The sequence below is a fragment of the Streptococcus sp. 27098_8_12 genome (genome assembly GCF_041432115.1).
GTDB lineage: Bacteria > Bacillota > Bacilli > Lactobacillales > Streptococcaceae > Streptococcus > Streptococcus parasanguinis_V.
Genome location: NZ_JAPVZA010000002.1, coordinates 135,825 through 154,888, shown reverse-complemented (window position 1 = coordinate 154,888; position 19,064 = coordinate 135,825). Strand labels below are relative to the sequence as shown.

At 43.2% G+C, this 19,064-nt stretch carries 14 protein-coding genes and 1 pseudogene; 13 read left to right on the top strand and 2 right to left on the bottom strand.

Going from position 1 to position 19,064, the window contains the following annotated elements; translation table 11 throughout:
* Positions 1 to 8: 8 nt before the first annotated feature.
* Complete coding sequence (locus tag O3629_RS01530) at positions 9 to 2,084, bottom strand: GH92 family glycosyl hydrolase (protein ID WP_371608618.1); 2,076 nt, start codon at positions 2,082 to 2,084, stop codon at positions 9 to 11.
* A 215-nt stretch (positions 2,085 to 2,299) separates the two neighbouring features.
* On the opposite strand from O3629_RS01530, the gene O3629_RS01525 reads away from it, so the two are divergent.
* The 12 genes from O3629_RS01525 (at position 2,300) to O3629_RS01470 (ending at position 17,896) form a co-directional block, all read left to right on the top strand.
* Positions 2,300 to 3,580, top strand: coding sequence for a glycoside hydrolase family 125 protein (locus O3629_RS01525; protein WP_371608617.1), 1,281 nt, complete (start codon positions 2,300 to 2,302; stop codon positions 3,578 to 3,580).
* A gap of 76 nt (positions 3,581 to 3,656) precedes the next feature.
* Positions 3,657 to 6,302 carry an alpha-mannosidase gene (locus tag O3629_RS01520; protein WP_070505309.1) on the top strand — a complete coding sequence of 882 codons (2,646 nt, stop codon included), beginning with the start codon at positions 3,657 to 3,659 and terminating at the stop codon, positions 6,300 to 6,302.
* An 85-nt stretch (positions 6,303 to 6,387) separates the two neighbouring features.
* Positions 6,388 to 7,257 carry an ROK family protein gene (locus O3629_RS01515; protein WP_371608616.1) on the top strand — a complete coding sequence of 290 codons (870 nt, stop codon included), beginning with the start codon at positions 6,388 to 6,390 and terminating at the stop codon, positions 7,255 to 7,257.
* Positions 7,251 to 9,131 (top strand): beta-N-acetylhexosaminidase, encoded by a 1,881-nt coding sequence (locus O3629_RS01510; protein WP_371608615.1) that lies wholly within the window; start codon positions 7,251 to 7,253, stop codon positions 9,129 to 9,131. The genes O3629_RS01515 and O3629_RS01510 overlap by 7 nt, the downstream gene beginning before the upstream one ends.
* Positions 9,132 to 9,358: 227 nt before the next feature.
* Positions 9,359 to 10,288 (top strand): sugar ABC transporter permease, encoded by a 930-nt coding sequence (locus O3629_RS01505; RefSeq protein WP_003009701.1) that lies wholly within the window; start codon positions 9,359 to 9,361, stop codon positions 10,286 to 10,288.
* 13 nt (positions 10,289 to 10,301) lie between these two features.
* The gene (locus O3629_RS01500; RefSeq protein WP_371608614.1) at positions 10,302 to 11,234 is read left to right on the top strand and encodes a carbohydrate ABC transporter permease; all 933 of its coding nucleotides are present in this window, start codon (positions 10,302 to 10,304) and stop codon (positions 11,232 to 11,234) included.
* 79 nt (positions 11,235 to 11,313) lie between these two features.
* Positions 11,314 to 12,795, top strand: coding sequence for an ABC transporter substrate-binding protein (locus tag O3629_RS01495; protein WP_070448811.1), 1,482 nt, complete (start codon positions 11,314 to 11,316; stop codon positions 12,793 to 12,795).
* Positions 12,796 to 12,966: 171 nt separating this feature from the next.
* Positions 12,967 to 13,578 carry a YesL family protein gene (locus tag O3629_RS01490; RefSeq protein WP_021154271.1) on the top strand — a complete coding sequence of 204 codons (612 nt, stop codon included), beginning with the start codon at positions 12,967 to 12,969 and terminating at the stop codon, positions 13,576 to 13,578.
* 2 nt (positions 13,579 to 13,580) lie between these two features.
* Positions 13,581 to 15,227 (top strand): sensor histidine kinase, encoded by a 1,647-nt coding sequence (locus O3629_RS01485; protein ID WP_049492095.1) that lies wholly within the window; start codon positions 13,581 to 13,583, stop codon positions 15,225 to 15,227.
* Between the two features lie 10 nt (positions 15,228 to 15,237).
* Positions 15,238 to 16,542, top strand: a complete 1,305-nt coding sequence (locus tag O3629_RS01480; protein ID WP_049492100.1) for a response regulator transcription factor — start codon at positions 15,238 to 15,240, stop codon at positions 16,540 to 16,542.
* 197 nt (positions 16,543 to 16,739) lie between these two features.
* Complete coding sequence (locus O3629_RS01475) at positions 16,740 to 17,333, top strand: TetR/AcrR family transcriptional regulator (protein ID WP_003004492.1); 594 nt, start codon at positions 16,740 to 16,742, stop codon at positions 17,331 to 17,333.
* Positions 17,333 to 17,896: an NAD(P)H-dependent oxidoreductase gene (locus O3629_RS01470; RefSeq protein WP_014712763.1), complete on the top strand. Its 564-nt coding sequence runs from the start codon at positions 17,333 to 17,335 to the stop codon at positions 17,894 to 17,896. The genes O3629_RS01475 and O3629_RS01470 overlap by 1 nt, the downstream gene beginning before the upstream one ends.
* Positions 17,897 to 17,979: 83 nt before the next feature.
* On the opposite strand, the gene O3629_RS01465 is transcribed toward O3629_RS01470, so the two are convergent.
* Entirely contained in the window at positions 17,980 to 18,834 is an 855-nt protein-coding gene (locus O3629_RS01465; RefSeq protein WP_371608613.1) for a putative RNA methyltransferase, read from the bottom strand.
* 58 nt (positions 18,835 to 18,892) lie between these two features.
* On the opposite strand from O3629_RS01465, the pseudogene O3629_RS01460 reads away from it, so the two are divergent.
* Positions 18,893 to 18,979, top strand: a pseudogene (locus O3629_RS01460) (winged helix-turn-helix transcriptional regulator); the annotation flags it as partial.
* Positions 18,980 to 19,064 lie beyond the last annotated feature (85 nt).

Sequence of the window (19,064 nt, the reverse complement as noted above, 5' to 3'; positions counted from 1 at the left end):
TCTTTTTCTTATGCATGTGGGGGGAGCCATGAAAGGTCAAACTGGAGCAATTGGGCTTCAAGGAGATCTTGATGGGAAATCTCTTGTTTCTCTTTGCCATCTAATAGGGCTTTTTGGATGAAATAGGCGCCTGCAGTGTGTGAGTTGGCGCAAATCTTGAGCTCTTGCTTGGGAAGATGGAGAAGGACTTCTTTAAAGAGAGGGAGTCCCAGATCATAGATTGGTTTTCCTGGACAGGTTGGATAGAGTCCAAGGGCTGACCAGATGTACCAAGCAGATAGGCTACCATTGTCCTCATCACCTGGATAGGCTTGGAAATCTTGATGGAAAGCTTGGGAGCGGATCTGGTGGATCAGGAGATTAGTGTATTCGGGATGAAGACTGTAACGGAAGAGGTAGGGAATGTGAAAGCTGGGTTGATTGGAGATGGCGATCTGCCCAAATGGAGCTTGGGCCATTTCACTCATTTCATGGATTTCATAGCCATATCCTCTTACATCAAATTGAGGTCTTTGATTGGCCAGATCCAGCAGTCGTTGGGTGAAGGCTTTTTTACCGCCCATTAGCTCTATCAGGCCGGAGAGGTCGTGTAAGGCTCCAAAAGTAGCCTGGGTGGCAGAGCATTCTGCATAATCTCCTCCCCAGCTAGTAGGAGAGAAGGGTTCTTTAAAGTTTCCATTGGTGGATCGTGCTCTCATAAAGCCTGTTTGGGTATCATACAATGTTCGGTAGGAGAGGCTGGAAGTAGCATACTGAGTAGCCGTTTCTGTCTGACCCAATTGCTTGGCAACGGTAGCAATGCAAAAATCACTATAGGCATAATCGAGGCTATGGCTCACACTTTCGTGAAAATCATCGGGTAGGTAGCCAAGGGCCTTGTAGCTTTCATTACCATGGCGACCAAAATGTTGAGTGGGGTCTGTTTTTTGAGCCGTCTGGAGCATGGCTGTCAGGATGTTTTCATGTAGGTCTGGTGCGATCCCTTTTGTGACAGCATCCGCAAAGACGCCATCGATGAGGGTGCCTGGCATCATCCCTCGTTCATCTGGGGCCAACCATTTTGGTAGAAAACCAGTATCCTTGTAAGTGTTTAAAAATCCTTCGAGAAAGTGACGGTAGTAATCGGGGTAGCCAAGGCTAAAGAGCGGAAAAGAGGTCCGAAAGAGGTCCCAAAATCCGATATTCGTATAAGCTTTTCCTGATTTGATTTCATTATGGGTGACATCCAGGTGCCAGTCATTTCCCTCAGTATCCGTTTCATAAAAAGTTTGAGGGAAAAGGAGGAGTCTGTAAAGGCAATGGTCGAAAAAGGCTTGGTCACGCCCTCCGGTATCCTTCACTTCAATTCGTTTTAGCAGCTGATTCCATTGATCGGTTGCTTCTTTTTTAGCTTCCTCTAGGGAAGGGTTGGGAAGATGGCTGTGAGCCATGTCTTGGGACAGATAAGAAGTTCCTAATTGGACGGTCACTTCATTGCTAGAAAAGGTGAGAAAAAGATCTTGATCGATATGAGTGACGTTCTCGATCGGCTGGCTAAATTGCCACTGGAGAAAGAAAGAGTAGAAAGTATCTGCGGTATGGGCCTGATCCAGAATGTGGAAGTGGCAGGTTTGGTCTGTCAGAGTCAAGTCCTCTAGTTCCTTTGCTGCATGAAAGCAGAGTGTTAGCTTTTCTGGTGCTCGAAAGCGCATGACAGCCCCGTAGCGACTTGGAACCAGCTCGCTTTGAATCTGATAACGTTCCGAAAAAATACGAAGGTAGTGGGGCTGGAAAAGAGCTTCTTTCATTGAATAACTGCTTTGGCGACGGAAGAGGTCGGAACTTGTAACTTCTCCTGTGATGGGCGTGATGAGGCACCAAGCGTAGTCTCCTATCCAAGGACTAGGCTGGTGGGTGAGGCGAAAACCCTGAAAAATAGGAAGATTGGGGTTGAAAAACCAAGCCCCTTGTTCGTGTGTCGTCTGGGGAAGGAAGTAGTTCATTCCAAAAGGGACTCCAGTATAAGGGAGGGTATTTCCGTGGGAATAGTGGGGATGATTCTCGCTTCCCCAGCGGGTATCGATGGTCTGGCAAGTTGTGCGCATCTTGTCTCCTTTTTCTTCATCAACCTTAAATGATCTGTGTTTTTCTTGGAACACGCGGTGGTATTTTCTTCATTGTATCAAAGTGTTGTCAAATATGATAGCGTTTTTATCAAATGGAAAATTTTGTAGAAAAAGGGCTATAGTTTGCGTATGTATTTCCCCTTTGAAATCTTTTATACTGAATAGGAAAGAATCGATACGTGTGAGGAAAATAAATGACCTATTCAAAAGAAATTGTGCGAGAATGGTTGGATCAAGTGGCTGAGCGAGCTAAGGAGTACCCGGAGTGGGTGGATGTCTTTGAACGTTGTTATACAGACACTTTGGACAACACAGTTGAAATTTTAGAAGATGGTTCAACCTTTGTGTTAACAGGGGACATCCCAGCTATGTGGCTGCGTGACTCAACGGCTCAATTGAGACCCTATCTTCATGTGGCAAAAAGAGACCCTCGTTTGCGCCAGACCATTGCTGGTTTGGTCAAACGCCAGATGACCTTGATCCTCAAGGATCCCTATGCTAACTCTTTTAATATTGAGGAGAACTGGAAAGGCCACCACGAGACCGACCACACCGATTTGAATGGCTGGATTTGGGAGCGCAAGTATGAAGTGGATTCGCTTTGCTATCCCTTGCAATTGGCTTATCTCCTGTGGAAGGAAACAGGTGAGACTAGCCAATTTGATGAGACTTTTGTTACAGCGACCAAGGAAATCCTTCATCTTTGGACAGTGGAACAAGACCACAAGAATTCCCCTTATCGCTTTGTTCGGGATACAGATCGTAAGGAAGACACGCTGGTGAATGATGGCTTTGGGCCAGATTTCGCTGTGACAGGGATGACCTGGTCAGCCTTTCGTCCAAGTGATGACTGCTGTCAGTATAGTTACTTGATTCCGTCCAATATGTTTGCAGTGGTTGTCTTGGGTTATGTGCAAGAAATCTTCGCAACATTGAATCTAGCCGATAGTGAAAGGATCATTGCAGATGCCAAACGCCTGCAGGCGGAGATTCAAGAAGGGATCGAAAACTACGCCTACACCACTAACAGCAAGGGTGAGAAAATCTATGCCTTTGAGGTAGACGGTTTGGGAAATGCTAGCATCATGGATGATCCGAACGTACCAAGCTTGTTGGCGGCTCCTTATCTTGGTTATTGTGCGATCGAAGATGAAGTCTACCAAGCCACTCGTCGGACGATTTTGAGCCCTGAAAATCCTTACTTCTATGAAGGGAAGTATGCTAGTGGGCTCGGAAGTTCTCATACCTTTTATCGCTATATCTGGCCGATTGCTTTATCAATTCAAGGATTGACAACAAATGATAAAGCTGAGAAAAAACATTTGCTGGACCAGTTGGTTGCCTGCGATGGAGGCACGGGCGTCATGCACGAAAGTTTCCATGTAGATGATCCAACCAAATACTCGCGTGAATGGTTCTCTTGGGCCAACATGATGTTCTGTGAATTGGTCTTGGATTACTTGGATATTCGCTAATGAGCTGTCGCTTAACAGATTCTGGGAAAGAATCAAAAATATATTTTTAAATTTAAGTTAGAATGAGGTTTTACTCATGGAAAATGTTGTTGTACATATCATCTCTCACAGCCACTGGGATCGTGAGTGGTATTTACCTTTTGAAAGTCACCGCATGCAATTGGTGGAACTCTTTGACAATCTCTTTGATCTTTTTGAAAATGACCCTGAATTCAAAAGTTTCCACTTGGATGGACAAACCATTGTCCTTGACGACTATTTAGAAATTCGCCCTGAAAACCGTGACAAGGTGCAGCGCTATATCGACGAGGGCAAGCTCAAGATTGGTCCCTTCTATATTTTGCAGGATGATTACCTGATCTCTAGTGAAGCCAATGTCCGCAATACCTTGATTGGACAGGCTGAATGCGCTAAATGGGGCAAATCTACTCAGATTGGTTATTTCCCAGATACCTTTGGAAATATGGGGCAAGCCCCTCAAATCCTTCAAAAATCAGGGATTCACGTAGCAGCTTTTGGGCGTGGGGTCAAACCAATCGGATTTGACAACCAAGTCCTCGAAGATGAGCAATTCACCTCTCAATTTTCTGAAATGTACTGGCAAGGGGCGGATGGTAGCCGTGTGCTGGGTATTCTCTTTGCCAACTGGTACAGTAACGGGAACGAAATTCCAGTGGATAAAGACGAAGCTTTGGCTTTCTGGAAACAAAAATTGGCAGATGTTCGCGACTATGCCTCAACCAACCAATGGTTAATGATGAACGGCTGCGACCACCAACCGGTTCAACGAAACTTGAGTGAAGCTATTCGCGTGGCCAACGAACTGTTCCCTGACGTGACCTTTATTCATAGCTCCTTTGATGAATATGTGCAAGCAGTGGAAAGTGCACTTCCCGAACAATTATCAACGGTTACGGGAGAATTGACCAGTCAGGAAACCGATGGTTGGTACACTCTTGCTAATACCTCTTCTTCACGTATTTACCTCAAACAAGCCTTCCAAGAAAACAGCAACTTGCTCGAGCAAGTGGTGGAACCTTTGACCATCATTACTGGTGGGCACAACCATAAGGATCAATTGACCTATGCTTGGAAGACACTCTTACAAAATGCGCCACACGATAGTATTTGTGGATGTAGCGTAGATGATGTTCACCGTGAAATGGAAGTTCGTTTTGCCAAGGTCAACCAAGTCGGAAACTTTGTCAAGACCAACCTTCTGAACGAATGGAAGGGTAAACTAGCGACTCAAAAAGCCCAGAGTGAGCACCTCTTTACGGTCATCAACACTGGCTTGCATAATAAGGTGGACACCGTCAGCACGATTGTCGATGTTGCGGTTTGTCCATTTAAGGAATTGCATCCGACAGAAGGCTTCAAGAAAATGGCTGCTTTGAGCTTGCCAGACTACCATGTAGAGGATTTAGATGGACATCTTGTAGAAGCAGAGATTGAGGACTTGGGAGCAAGCTTTGGCTATACCCTGCCTAAGGATAAATTCCGTCAACCTTATATTGCACGTCAAGTGCGCGTGACAATTCCAATTCACCTTGCACCACTTTCTTGGTCAAGCTTCCAACTAGTCGAAGGGCCAGCAGCACAAAGCGATGGTATCTTCCAAAATGGAGTTATTGATACTCCATTTGTGACAGTAAGTGTAGATGAAGGTATCACAGTCTACGACAAGACTACAAACGAAGCTTACGAGGACTTTATCCAATTTGAGGACCGTGGCGATATCGGGAATGAGTACATTTATTTCCAACCAAAAGGAACAGAGCCAATTTTCGCAAAACTGAAAGGTTATGAAATTCTGGAAAACAATGCTCGCTATGCTAAGGTTTTGCTCAAACATGACTTGACTATTCCAGTTAGCGCAGATGAAAAATTGGATGCTGAACAAAGAGGTATCATCGAGTTCATGAAACGAGATGCAGGTCGTTCAGAAGAGTTGACAACCATTCCTCTTGAAACGGAGATGACCATTTTTGTAGATGATCCACAAATTCGCTTCAAGACTCGCTTTACCAATACAGCCAAAGACCACCGCATTCGTCTCTTGGTCAAAACTCATAACACACGCCCAAGTAATGATTCTGAAAGCATCTATGAAGTTGTTACAAGACCAAATAAACCAGCAGCTTCTTGGGAAAATCCTGAAAATCCACAACACCAACAAGCCTTTGTTAGCTTGTATGACGATGTTAAAGGAGTGACAGTAGCCAATAAAGGATTGCACGAATACGAAATCCTTGAGGACGACACCATGGCTGTAACCCTTCTCCGTGCTTCAGGTGAGCTAGGTGACTGGGGCTACTTCCCAACGCCAGAAGCTCAGTGCTTGCGCGATATCGAAGTTGAGTTTGCAGTAGAATGCCATCAAGCAGGGGAACGCTTCTCGGCCTTCCGTCGTGCTAAAGCCTTCCAGGTGCCATTTACAGCTCTTCAAGTTGCAAAACAAGAAGGTAGAGTTGCTGCAACAGGTAGTCTCTTCAACCATGCAGCCCTCAACTTGCCACAAGTCTGCCCAACAGCCTTTAAGGTGGCTGAAAATGAAGAAGGATACGTCCTTCGTTACTACAATATGAGTCAAGAAAATGTTCGCGTGTCAGAAGGACAACAAACGGTTGTCGATCTTCTGGAACAACCGTATCCGGTCCATACAGGTTTATTGGCACCGCAAGAAATCCGGACAGAATGGATCAAAAAAGAAGAAATCTAATTTCAAAAAGATAACATAAAAAGAAAGGAGGAGCGAAAAGAGTAAGAACCGACTGCTGATTCGCTCCTTTTTACAGGTAAAAGCAATGACCATTGCAACGATTGATATCGGAGGGACTGGCATTAAGTTTGCTAGTCTAACTCCTGATGGAAAGATTTTAGATAAGGCCAGCACCGCAACGCCAGAGACTCTGGAAGAGTTGCTAGCTTGGTTGGATCAGCGATTGTCAGAACGTGACTACCGTGGGATTGCCATGAGTGTGCCAGGAGCCGTTCATCAAGAAACAGGGGTAATTGAAGGGATCAGTGCCATTCCTTACATCCATGGTTTTTCATGGTATGAGGCACTTTCTCATCATAAGCTACCTGTCCATCTAGAAAATGATGCCAACTGTGTTGGACTGAGTGAATTGCTGGCGCATCCTGAGATTGAAAATGCAGCCTGTGTTGTGATTGGTACAGGAATCGGTGGGGCTATGATTATCAATGGCAAGCTTCACCGTGGTCGTCATGGCTTGGGCGGTGAGTTTGGCTACATGACAACCATCGAACCTGCAGCAAAGCTCAATAACTGGTCACAACTAGCATCAACAGGAAATATGGTGCGCTATGTGATTGAAAAATCAGGTCAGTCTGATTGGGACGGACGCAAGGTTTACCAAGAAGCGGCAACCGGCAATGCCCTTTGCCAAGAAGCCATTGAGCGGATGAATCGAAATCTAGCTCAAGGGCTCCTCAATATTCAGTACCTAATCGACCCAGATGTCATTAGCCTCGGTGGCTCTATCAGTCAGAACCCAGATTTTATCAAAGGGGTGCAAAAAGCGGTAGACGTCTTTGTGGAAAGATATGAAGAGTATACAATTGCGCCAGTGATCCAAGCTTGCACCTATCAGGCAGATGCCAATCTCTACGGTGCCCTTGTCAATTGGTTACAGGAGGAAAACCAATGGTAACTTTTACAGGACTTAGTTCCAAACAAGCCCAAGCTATCGAAGCATTAAAAAAGCACATTTCTCTACCAGATGTAGAAGTGGCGGTCACCCAGTCTGACCAAGCTTCTATCTCTATCAAAGGTGAGGGTGGAGAATATCAATTGACTTATCGCAAACCTCACCAACTCTATCGCGCCTTATCTGTTCTCGCAACAGCTTTAGAAGAAGGGACTAAGGTAGAGATTGAAGAACAAGCGGCTTATGAAGATTTAGCCTACATGGCTGACTGTTCGCGAAATGCAGTTCTAAATGTTGCATCTGCCAAGCAGATGATTGAAGTCTTAGCTCTCATGGGTTATTCAACCTTTGAGCTTTATATGGAAGATACCTATCAGATTGAAGGGCAACCTTACTTTGGCTATTTCCGTGGCGCTTATGCTGCTGAAGAATTACAGGAAATCGAAGCTTACGCCCAGCAGTTTGATATGACCTTTGTACCATGTATCCAGACCTTGGCTCACTTATCAGCCTTTGTCAAATGGGGTGTCAAAGAAGTCCAGCAACTTCGTGATGTAGAGGACATTCTCCTCATCGGTGAAGAAAAAGTTTACGACCTAATCGACGGCATGTTTGCCACTCTGTCTAAACTGCAGACACGCAAGGTCAATATTGGCATGGATGAAGCCCACTTGGTTGGTTTGGGACGCTACCTCATCTTAAACGGTGTTGTGGACCGTAGCCTCCTCATGTGTCAACATTTGGAGCGCGTGCTGGATATTGCAGACAAGTATGGTTTCCACTGCCAGATGTGGAGCGATATGTTCTTCAAGCTCATGTCAGCAGATGGCCAGTACGACCGTGATGTCGAAATTCCAGAAGAAACTCGTGTTTACTTAGACCGCCTTAAAGACCGTGTGACCTTGGTTTACTGGGATTATTATCAGGATAGCGAAGAAAAATACAACCGTAACTTCGGTAATCACCACAAGATTAGCCAGGATATTGCCTTTGCAGGTGGTGCTTGGAAGTGGATTGGTTTCACACCACACAACCATTTCAGTCGTCTCATCGCTATCGAAGCAAACAAAGCCTGCCGTGCCAATCAGATCAAAGAAGTCATTGTGACTGGTTGGGGAGACAATGGTGGTGAAACAGCTCAGTTCTCTATTCTGCCAAGCTTGCAAATCTGGGCAGAACTCAGCTACCGCAATGATTTAGACCGTTTGTCAGCTCATTTCAAGACCAATACAGGTCTACCGGTTGAGGACTTCATGCAGCTGGATTTGGCCAATCTTTTACCAGATCTACCAGGAAATCTAAGTGGTATCAATCCCAACCGCTATGTCTTTTATCAGGATGTTCTTTGCCCAATTCTTGATAAGCATATGACTCCTGAACAGGACAAGCCTCACTTTGCCCAGGCAGCTGAGACTCTGACTGACATTAAAGAAAAAGCTGGAGTCTACGCTTATCTTTTCGAAACTCAGGCACAGTTGAATGCCATTTTAAGTAGCAAGGTGGATGTAGGCCGACGCATTCGTCAAGCCTATCAAGCAGGTGATAAAGAGAGCTTGCAACAAATTGCTCGGGAAGAATTACCAAAACTCAGAAGCCAGATTGAACACTTACATGCTCTCTTTAGCCACCAATGGTTGAAAGAAAACAAGGTCTTTGGTTTGGATACCGTAGATATTCGTATGGGTGGACTCTTGCAGCGGATCAAGCGAGCTGAAAGCCGTATTGAAAACTACCTAGCAGGCGAAATCCCTCGTATCGATGAACTAGAAGTAGAGATCTTGCCATTCAACGATTTCTACGGGGATCAGGACTTCGCAGCCACAACGGCTAACCAGTGGCATACTATTGCGACGGCTTCAACCATTTATACAACGTAAAAAATGCCAAGTTGGATGACAGAAGTCTCATCCACAGTGGCTAGGAGTAGAAGAGGAGCTGTCTTTACGACCACCCTTTTCTACTCTTTTTTAAAGCTATGTCATAAATTTGTAGAATTTTTTCTATAATTAGGAGTTTGAAAATGTAAATGGGCTATCTTATAATAGGTGATGTAAACGCTACCAAAGCAAATAAACACGCTCAAGGCTCAAAGGGGGGGAGTTAAATGAAAAAGTTTGTAAGGACTCTGAGAGAAAATTTCATTTTTCTTTTAATGGTCTTACCTGGTGCAGCGTGGTTAATCTTATTCTTCTATATTCCGGTTTTTGGGAATATCGTAGCATTTAAGGACTATCATATTACGGGAGAGGGCTTCATTGACAGTGTCATGAAGAGTAAGTGGGTTGGCTTTGACAATTTCAAGTTCCTCTTTAGTTCCAAAGATGCCTACATTATTACAAGAAACACGGTATTGTACAACTTAGGATTCATCTTCTTAGGATTGATTGTTTCCGTTGGGATCGCCATCATCTTTAGTGAGTTGAGATCAAAAAGAGTGGTCAAGGTGCTTCAAACCTCCATGCTCTTCCCATACTTCCTATCATGGGTTATCATCAGCTTCTTCACCGATGCCTTCCTTAACGTGGACAAAGGATTGGTCAACCACATCTTAACTTCATTTGGTATGAAAGCCATCAATTTCTACTCGGAATTGTGGATCTGGCCAGCGCTTCTCCTCTTCTTAGGAATCTGGAAAGGCTTTGGTTATAGTAGTGTCATGTACTATGCAACCATCATGGGAATTGACCCAACTTACTATGAAGCAGCGACTGTGGATGGTGCGTCTAAGTGGCAACGCATTCGCAACATCACCATTCCTCAGTTGTCTTCCTTGATTACAGTCTTGACCATTCTTGCAGTCGGAAATATCTTCCGCGCAGACTTCGGTCTTTTCTACCAAATCCCGCATAATGCTGGAGCGCTCTATAGCGTAACCAACGTTATTGATGTTTATGTCTACAACGGTTTGACCAAGTCAGGGGATATCGGGATGACAGCAGCAGCCGGTCTTTACCAATCGGTAGTCGGTTTGGTTCTTGTTTTGATCTCAAATATCATTGCCCGTCGCATTGATAAGAATGCCGCTCTCTTCTAGAAAGGAGGATCGTATGAAAAAATCAACCATTCAAAAAGAAAAAATTGATAATGTCGGGATCCATTCTTTCAGTAAGAAGAGCAACTTCTTCTTTACCTTGTTGTTGACCTTGGTCGGCTTGACCTGTGTGCTTCCCTTCATCTTCGTTGTCATGATCTCTTTGACAGACGAACAAAGTTTGGCAGTCCATGGCTTCCAATTCTGGCCAGCAAAATTTGGATTTGATGGTTATCTCTTCTTGGTACAATTCAAAGACAAAATCTTGCAAGCCCTCTTCATTACCTTGTTTGTGACCATTGTGGGAACAGCATGTAATGTCTTTATCACCACAACTTATGCTTACGCAATCTCACGGAGTACCTTTAAATACCGCAAGTTCTTTACCGTATTTTCACTCCTTAGTATGCTCTTTAGTGCAGGGTTGGTTCCAAGCTACATTGTGACCACTCAACTCTTGCAGTTAGGTGATACCATCGGGGCTTTGATTATCCCAATGTTGCTCAGTCCATTTAACATCATCTTGATGCGGACCTTCTTTAAACGGACCATTCCAGAAGCCATCCTTGAATCCGCTCGGATCGATGGGGCAAGTGAAACACGGATCTTCTTCCAAATCTGCTTGCCATTGTCTCTACCAGGGATTGCGACTATCAGTTTGTTCACTGCTTTAGGATTCTGGAACGACTGGTTCAACGCCCTCCTCTATATTAAGAGTGACAACCTTTACCCATTGCAATACCTCTTGATGCAAATCCAAGACAATATGGATTACATCGCTAAAAACGTCGGGGTATCCGGCCAATTGGCAGGAGCTGTACAATCCATCCCACGGGAAACAGGACGTATGGCCATGGTGGTTGTGGCAACAGTGCCAATCGCCATTCTCTATCCATTCTTCCAACGCTACTTTGTAAAAGGCTTGACCATCGGTGGTGTGAAAGAATAACATCGTTCATTGAAAATCAACAGGATTTTCAACTCATAACTTAGTCTAAAAAGAAAATAACATAAAGGAGATTTTTCTTATGAAAAATTGGAAAAAATATGCGTTAGCATCTGCTAGTGTCATCGCTCTTGGAGCTACTCTTGCTGCTTGTGGAAGCCTTACAGGTAACAACAAGAAATCTGCAACAACTGAAGACGGTAAACCAATCATCAAGATGTACCAAATCGGTGATAAACCAGATAACTTGGATGTTCTTCTTAAAAATGCCAACAAGATCATTGAAAAGAAAGTTGGCGCAAAATTGGATATCCAATATCTTGGTTGGGGTGACTACGCACAAAAAATGAACGTCATCATCTCATCTGGTGAAAACTATGATATTGCCTTTGCCAACAACTACGTTATCAATGCTCAAAAAGGTGCCTATGCTGACTTGACAGAATTGTACAAGAAAGAAGGGAAAGAACTTTACAAAGCACTTGACCCAGCATACATCAAAGGGAACACTGTAAATGGCAAGATCTATGCTGTTCCAGTAGCAGCCAACGTTGCATCTTCTCAAAACTTTGCCTTCAACGGACCACTTCTTGAAAAATATGGTATCGACGTTTCAAACGTCAAAGACTATGCTTCTCTTGAACCAGTCTTGAAAGCTATCAAAGAAAAAGATCCAAACGTTGTTCCATTTGCAATGAACAAGAGCTACGGTGGACCTTCAGATGACTTCGACTATGTGGCTGTTGATGGACTTCCATTCGTTGTTGACTTGAAAGGTGACACTACTAAGATCGTTGACCGTTACACAATTCCTCGTTATGTAGAAAACTTGAAGACTCTTCACAAATACTACGAAGCAGGATACATTCCAAAAGACGTAGCAACGAGCGACACTGGTTATGATCTTTCTCAAGATACATGGTTGGTTCGTGAAGAAACAGTAGGACCAGCTGACTACGGTAACAGCTTGCTTTCTCGTGTAGCAAACCGTAAGATCGACATCAAACCATTTACTGAACTGTACAAGAAAAACAACACCACTCAAGTAGCTAACTTTGTTATCTCAAACAACTCTAAGAACAAAGAAAAAGCCATGGAAGTGTTGAACCTCTTGAACACTGATCCAGAACTCTTGAACGGCCTTGTTTATGGACCAGAAGGCAAGAACTGGGAAAAAGTTGCCGGTAAAGAAAACCGTGTCAAAGTCTTGGATGGCTACAACGGAAACACTCACATGTCTGGATGGAACACTGGTAACAACTGGATTCTTTACATCAACGAAAACGTAACAGATGAACAAATTGCACAATCTAAGAAAGATTTGGAAACTGCAAAAGAATCTCCAGCACTTGGCTTCATCTTTAACACAGACAAAGTGAAATCAGAAATCACTGCTCTTACAAATACTTTGAACCAATTCGCAGGTGCGATCAATACTGGTACTGTGGATCCTGAAGTAGAAGTTCCTAAGATGCTTGAAAAATTGAAATCAGAAGGTGCTTACCAAAAAGTGCTTGACGAAATGCAAAAACAATACGACGAATTCCTTGCTTCTAAAAAATAAGAAACAGGTCGTGTGAAAAGGCTTTGGGGCTGTCTCCAAGGCCTTTTTAAGTTTTTATGAAAATGAATCCTGGAAATGAAAATCAATATTTCAATTCACTAATGCAAATATGAGGAAAGCGTTTTATTTTTATGATATAATAGAATAACTAATTGGGAAAGAGGCTGAATGATGGGAAAAATCATCGAGTTCATTTTTACGAGAGTCTATGTTGCTATGCTGGTAACAGGGATTTTTTGGGTCTTGACGATCTGTGGGGGTGTTCTGCTAGGAGTAGGACCGGCTAGTGCCACTATCATGAGCCTCTATGCGGAAAATGGCATGACCTACAAGGACTATCATTGGTCACGCGCTTGGGAACTCTTCAAAGAAAATCTACGCCCGGCTAATCAAGTCTTTTACACCTTCTTTGCCATTGAAGGGGTTCTCCTTTATGGCATGTACCTCATGATCCAGATTCCTCACTTGAATTTCTTCCAAATTTTGGTTCTTTTGTTTAATCTGGTTTTTCTCTTGGTTGCGCCTCTAGCTTACGCCGTTTATTTGAAATTGCAAGTTCATTTCGATCTCTCTTATGCCAATAGTATCAAGCTCAGTTTGATCGGAATGTTGCTGGACATTCGTCCGGTTCTCAAGTTCATCCTTGGAACTGCGCTACTTGGCGTCATTAGCTACTATATGCCAGCCCTTCTCTTTTTCGTCTTGATCGGTGTATGGCATTTCTTTGTCAATGATATCTTTGACCCTGTTTATCAAAATATCCACGAAAAATTGGTATCCTAACGATGAAAAAAATCTGGTTAAGTACGCTTTTAAAATTCTACGCCTATGTCATGGTGGTCATTTTGACCATTATGGGTCTCGTCGTAGCGGGGATCTCTTGGAAAAACCAGCAAACTGAAGCCGATCGGATTGCCCAACGGGTCTTGACTGAAGTCGTGACGGATCTCGAGACCTCTTATCAGCGGGTCACACAAGAAGGGCGTAGTCTCGTTGAAAACCCTGCAAAGTTAGAAGGGGTTTATCGCTATTTTACCTTGTCACCATCGGAGTATGAGACTTGGCGATTGAATGCCCAGTTCCCTTCTTATATCCAATTGTCCCTACATAAGAATATTGACAGTCTCTATTTGAGCAATAAAAACATCGAGGGCATCGATGTCACCTTGTCTGATTACAAGACAGTATTTGTCTCTACCCGGCAATCGAAGGGGGGGAAGCAAGTTTCAGCGGACCATTACAAGGCTCCTGCGACAGCCATTCCGGTTCCTTTGACAGATCCGACTACGGGTGCTGGAGTTGGGATCGCTTATATGACGCTGGACCAGGAAATTTTGACGGCAGCAATTGACAATGCTAGAGGAGATCTACCGGTTGCTGTGCGGATCTTCACTCCCTTTGGGAAAGAAATGTACCATGAAGGGGATAAGGAGCAAGCAAAAGATGTTAAATGGCAAACCCGTAGCACGATCTATGGCTACAAGGTGGATGTCGTCGTTTCTGAAAGTTATTTGGTCAAGAAGGGTCTAGCTAACCTGACCACTTTTCTCTCCATTGCCTTCCTGATTTTCTTGATCCTGTACTTGTTATTACGGCAGATTTTCAAAAATTACCGGCGTCAAGTCCTCGACTTGGTTGATACCATGAATCAGATCAGTCAAGGCGATAGTGAACGTCGGATTGATACTTCGACCAAGGACCAAGAACTTTTGGTCATTGGTAATATGATCAATACCATGTTAGACAATATGGACAAGAACATTCGGGATATCTACCAGTTGCAGCTCAGCCAAAAAGATGCCAATATGCGGGCCTTACAAGCCCAGATCAATCCCCATTTCATGTACAATACACTGGAATTTATCCGGATGTATGCCGTCATGCAAGAGCAGGATGAATTGGGTGATATTATCTATGAGTTTAGTAGTCTCTTGCGCAATAATATCTCAGATGAGCGAGTGACGACGGTTGAAAATGAGCTCGAATTTTGTCGCAAATACAGCTACCTCTGCATGGTACGTTATCCAAAATCGATTGCCTATGGCTTTAAGATCGATCCAGGTTTGGAAAAAATGAAGATTCCAAAATTCACCATCCAGCCTTTGGTCGAGAACTATTTTGCGCATGGGGTGGACCATAAACGCAAGGACAATGTGATCAGTGTCAAGGTCTTGCAAGGAGAAGGGCAGGTCATCATCTTGATCACTGATAATGGGCGCGGGATGAAAGAAGAACAGCTAGAAAGCATTCAAGAGATGCTAGCCAATCGCAATCCACGCTCAGAAATCGAAGAAAAGAGTGGTCGGCAGTCCATCGGAATTGTCAATGTCCATGAACGCCTGCTGCTCTATTTTGGAGATCGCTACCATATCCAAGTCTTCTCCCAACCTAACCATGGAGTGACTTATACGATAACCATTCAAGATGAATAAAGGAGACAGAATGTACAAAGTCTTATTAGTAGACGATGAGTATATGATTACAGAAGGGTTAAAAAAATTAATCCCCTTTGACCACTGGAATATGGAAGTGGTCGCAACTGCAGAAGATGCAGACCAGGCCCTTGATTATGTGCGAGAGTATCCGGTAGATGTGGTGATCACGGATGTCAATATGCCTGGGAAAACTGGACTTCAGATGATTGCTGAGATGAAGGATTTGATCCCAGATGCTGCCTTTATCATTATGTCAGGCTATCAGGATTTTGAATACGTCAAGACAGCTCTCAATTTGCGCGTGGCAGACTACCTGCTCAAACCGGTCAATAAGGTGGAGATGGGCAATATCCTAGAAAAAATTCAGCATAAAATCCAGCAACCAAGCCAAGAGTTGGCCGACCGTTTGATTCACGATGATATCTCTGAGGAAGAGTTTTGTCGCTATATCGCAGGTCGGAACTCATTGTGGATTGGAGTCGCTAAGGAGAAAAAAGGCTTTATCAGCTCGTCTTATCAAGTTCTTGGGCAAAATCTTCAACTCTTTATCTCGGATCAGGAAGAAGAAGCCATGATTGAGAAGGCCTTTGAACCTCCGTATAAGGAGCACTTTCATCAATTTAAGGATCTAGTGGAGCGGAGCCTCTTTTATGGGGCGACCCCTCTCAATCAAGATGAAGAAGTCTTCCATTACTACGAGCCGGCCTATCGGGTGATCATGCAAGGAAATATCCAACAGATCTTAGAAGAACTGGACTGGTTAGAAAAAATGATCCTTGAGAAGACCCCTAAGGTCTCACTGACCAAGCAGCTCTTTATCCAATTTTTGATGGATGTCTTTCATTTGTTTGAATACCTACAAGGAGATGATTTGGCCGATGTGGTCAAGAAAGTCCAAGAAGCTGCTACCTTTAGAGAGATGATTAGCTTTATCCAGGAAGAATTGTCCCGTTTCTTATCCCACTATCGGATGAACGAAAATGTAGCGAGTGTCCTCCAAGTGATTAGCCGTGATTACCAAAAAGAGCTGTCGCTCAAGGACATCAGTCAGGCTCTCTTTATCAATCCAGTCTATTTAGGCCAATTGATTAAACGAGAAACCAATGCAACGTTCGCAGAACTCCTCAACAAACAGCGGATTAAGGCTGCCCAGCAGCTCCTCTTATCGACCAATGACAGCATTGAAGATATCTGCTATAAAGTTGGTTACAGTAATGTAGGCTATTTCTACAAGGTTTTCCGTAAACTCTGTGGGAAATCGCCTAAAACCTATCGCTTACAAGTCATGACAGAGCATACAGAAGATGAGTAAAAGGCTGAGACGATTTGTCTCAGCTTTTTAATTGAAGATAAAGTCTTCTTAGAAACTTTCCTTAGGTGAGTAGATAACAGAAGGTCAGAGACTCTGAAGCTAAGTTTTGAGTATTTTTTAATTTGACAAATATAAGTAGACAGTGTATACTTTATAAAAAGTAGACGGCGTATACTTTGATAGGGAAAGGTGGTCAAATGAAACGGAATACGGAAGAACTGAAAGAAAAGTTAATTTCGGTCGGCATTGAAGAAATTAGAACTAACGGGATTGACCGGATGTCTATGCGTACAATAGCTCAAAAATGTGGGGTGACTCATGGAGCTCCCTATAAGCATTTTGGAAGTAAAGATAGATATATTCAAGTGGTTATGGAACACTTATCAATGTTCTTTTTGACAAATATGATACAAGGGATTGATACTTCCATAGATGCAAGAACTCAACTAATTCTGATGGGCTGTAACTTTGTAAGGTTTGCCCAAGAGGAAACCTATCTATTTGAAGCATTATTTATCAAATTTCCATATAACTATTTGGAGCTATCCCAGGAAACTATTTCAGTCAACTCCTCTTTACCAGGATTTGAACATTTTAAGTCGGTAGCGTTAAGACTTAAAGATGAGGAAAATCTTTCTAGTAGTGACGCAGAAATTTTGATCCATTTTTGGAGTTTTATTGCTGGTTTGGCTCTATTGGTAAGGAGTCCCGTTGGAGAAAGCTTTAAAGAAAATGATGTTCAAAAGACCGTCAGAACGATGCTTGATATTTATATAAAAGGAGATAGCTGATGAATGTTTTAATAATCTATTCACATCCGAATGAAACAAGTTATAATGCATCAATCCTTCAAACTGTGCAAAAGCATTTAGCACCAGAGCATAGGGTTAAAATAGTAGACTTATATAAAGAAAACTTTGATCCGGTTTTACGTTTTGATGAAAGGCATAAAAGGAGAGATTTACAGCATAATGAAGACATGAAACCGTATAGAGATTTATTGAGTTGGGCGGATCAGTTGATTTTTATTTTCCCTACTTGGTGGAGTGGAATGCCAGCTATTTTAAAAGGTTTTATTGATCGTGTTTTTGTTGCAGGTTTTGCTTATCAGAATGGACCTCGAGGTCCGGTGGGGCAACTAGATGGAAAAGCATGGATCATTACGACGCATAATACGCCAAAAATTTTTCTTCCTTTTTCTCAAGACTACGCAAAGGTTCTAAAATCCCAAATCTTGAAACCCTGTGGTATTAAACCGGTTAAAGTGACACAAGTTACACGAGTGGAATATATGAGTGATCGTCAACGGAAAGAAGAACTCGAAAAAATCGCACAAATAGCAAAAAGGATTTAAAAAGTGCTTTACAAGTCATGACAGAGCATACAGAAGATGAGTAAAAGGCTGAGACGATTGTCTCAGCCTTTTTACTTTTCATTTTACGTCCTTTGTATCTTGATTTTCCCAACTAGCAGCTCAGCTTCAATGGTGATTTCTTTGAGTTGGGTCCAATCGATTTTTTCTTGGTCAACGTGAAATAGAAGGGGGGTCATGGCGAGGAGCGCCTGGCGTTCTTCAGGAGTTAAACTCTTGGTGAGGCTGACCGTTTCGGATGAGAGGATCTGGCAGTGGTCTTCAAAGTGCTCCAAAATTTCCTGGTTGGAGTAGGACTGCTTGGTCAATTGATCTTGGGCCAACTGACGAATTTCTTTTAGATGAGAAGAGGTTGGAACGACCTTAATGATGACCCCTTCAGCTTTTAAGACACGCTCAAATTCAGCATAATTAGCCGGGGAGAAGATGTCCAAAATGACCTCCATACTCTTGGATTGAATGGGTAAATGAGCCAAGTCTCCGACAAACCAATTGACCTTCCAGCTAGTGTCACTCTTGGCAGCTAGTTGCACAGATTCCTTGGAAAGATCAAAGGCATAGAAAGTAGCTTCGGGATAGGCTTCTTGTAGTTTTCGGGAGTAATAACCTTCTCCGCAACCGATATCTAGAATTCTGGCATCACTGGTCGGAATTTTTTGTCCGATCGCTGTTAGAATCGGCTCATAAAAACCTGCTTCTAGGATTAGCTGGCGATTCTGGAAATTTTCTTTGTCATAGTCCTTTGATTGTTTGATCTGGGGAGCCAGGTTGACATAGCCAAATTTCGCTAAATCAAAAGAATGGCCCTTGGGACATTTAAAACTGGTCTCCACAAGTTCTAGGTCCAGTTGACAGATGGGACAGGCAAAAGCAGTGGCTGTTTGAAATCGTTGTAATTTTGGTTTAATCGGTGTATTCATATTAGTAGTGTAACAAAAGAGCCTCTAGATAGCAACCGATGCTCTAATAGAGTACCAAACAGAATATGAGCTGATAGAAAAAGGCAATTCATTGATGCCGATTTTAAAGGACTTGAATCAATGGGGAAAAGAATGGCTGCAATAAATTTTTTCCTCATTTTAATCTCTTCTATCTCGCCACTCATCTCTTCATTTTGACCACTTATCCCCAAAAGCCATTTTTTAAGCGG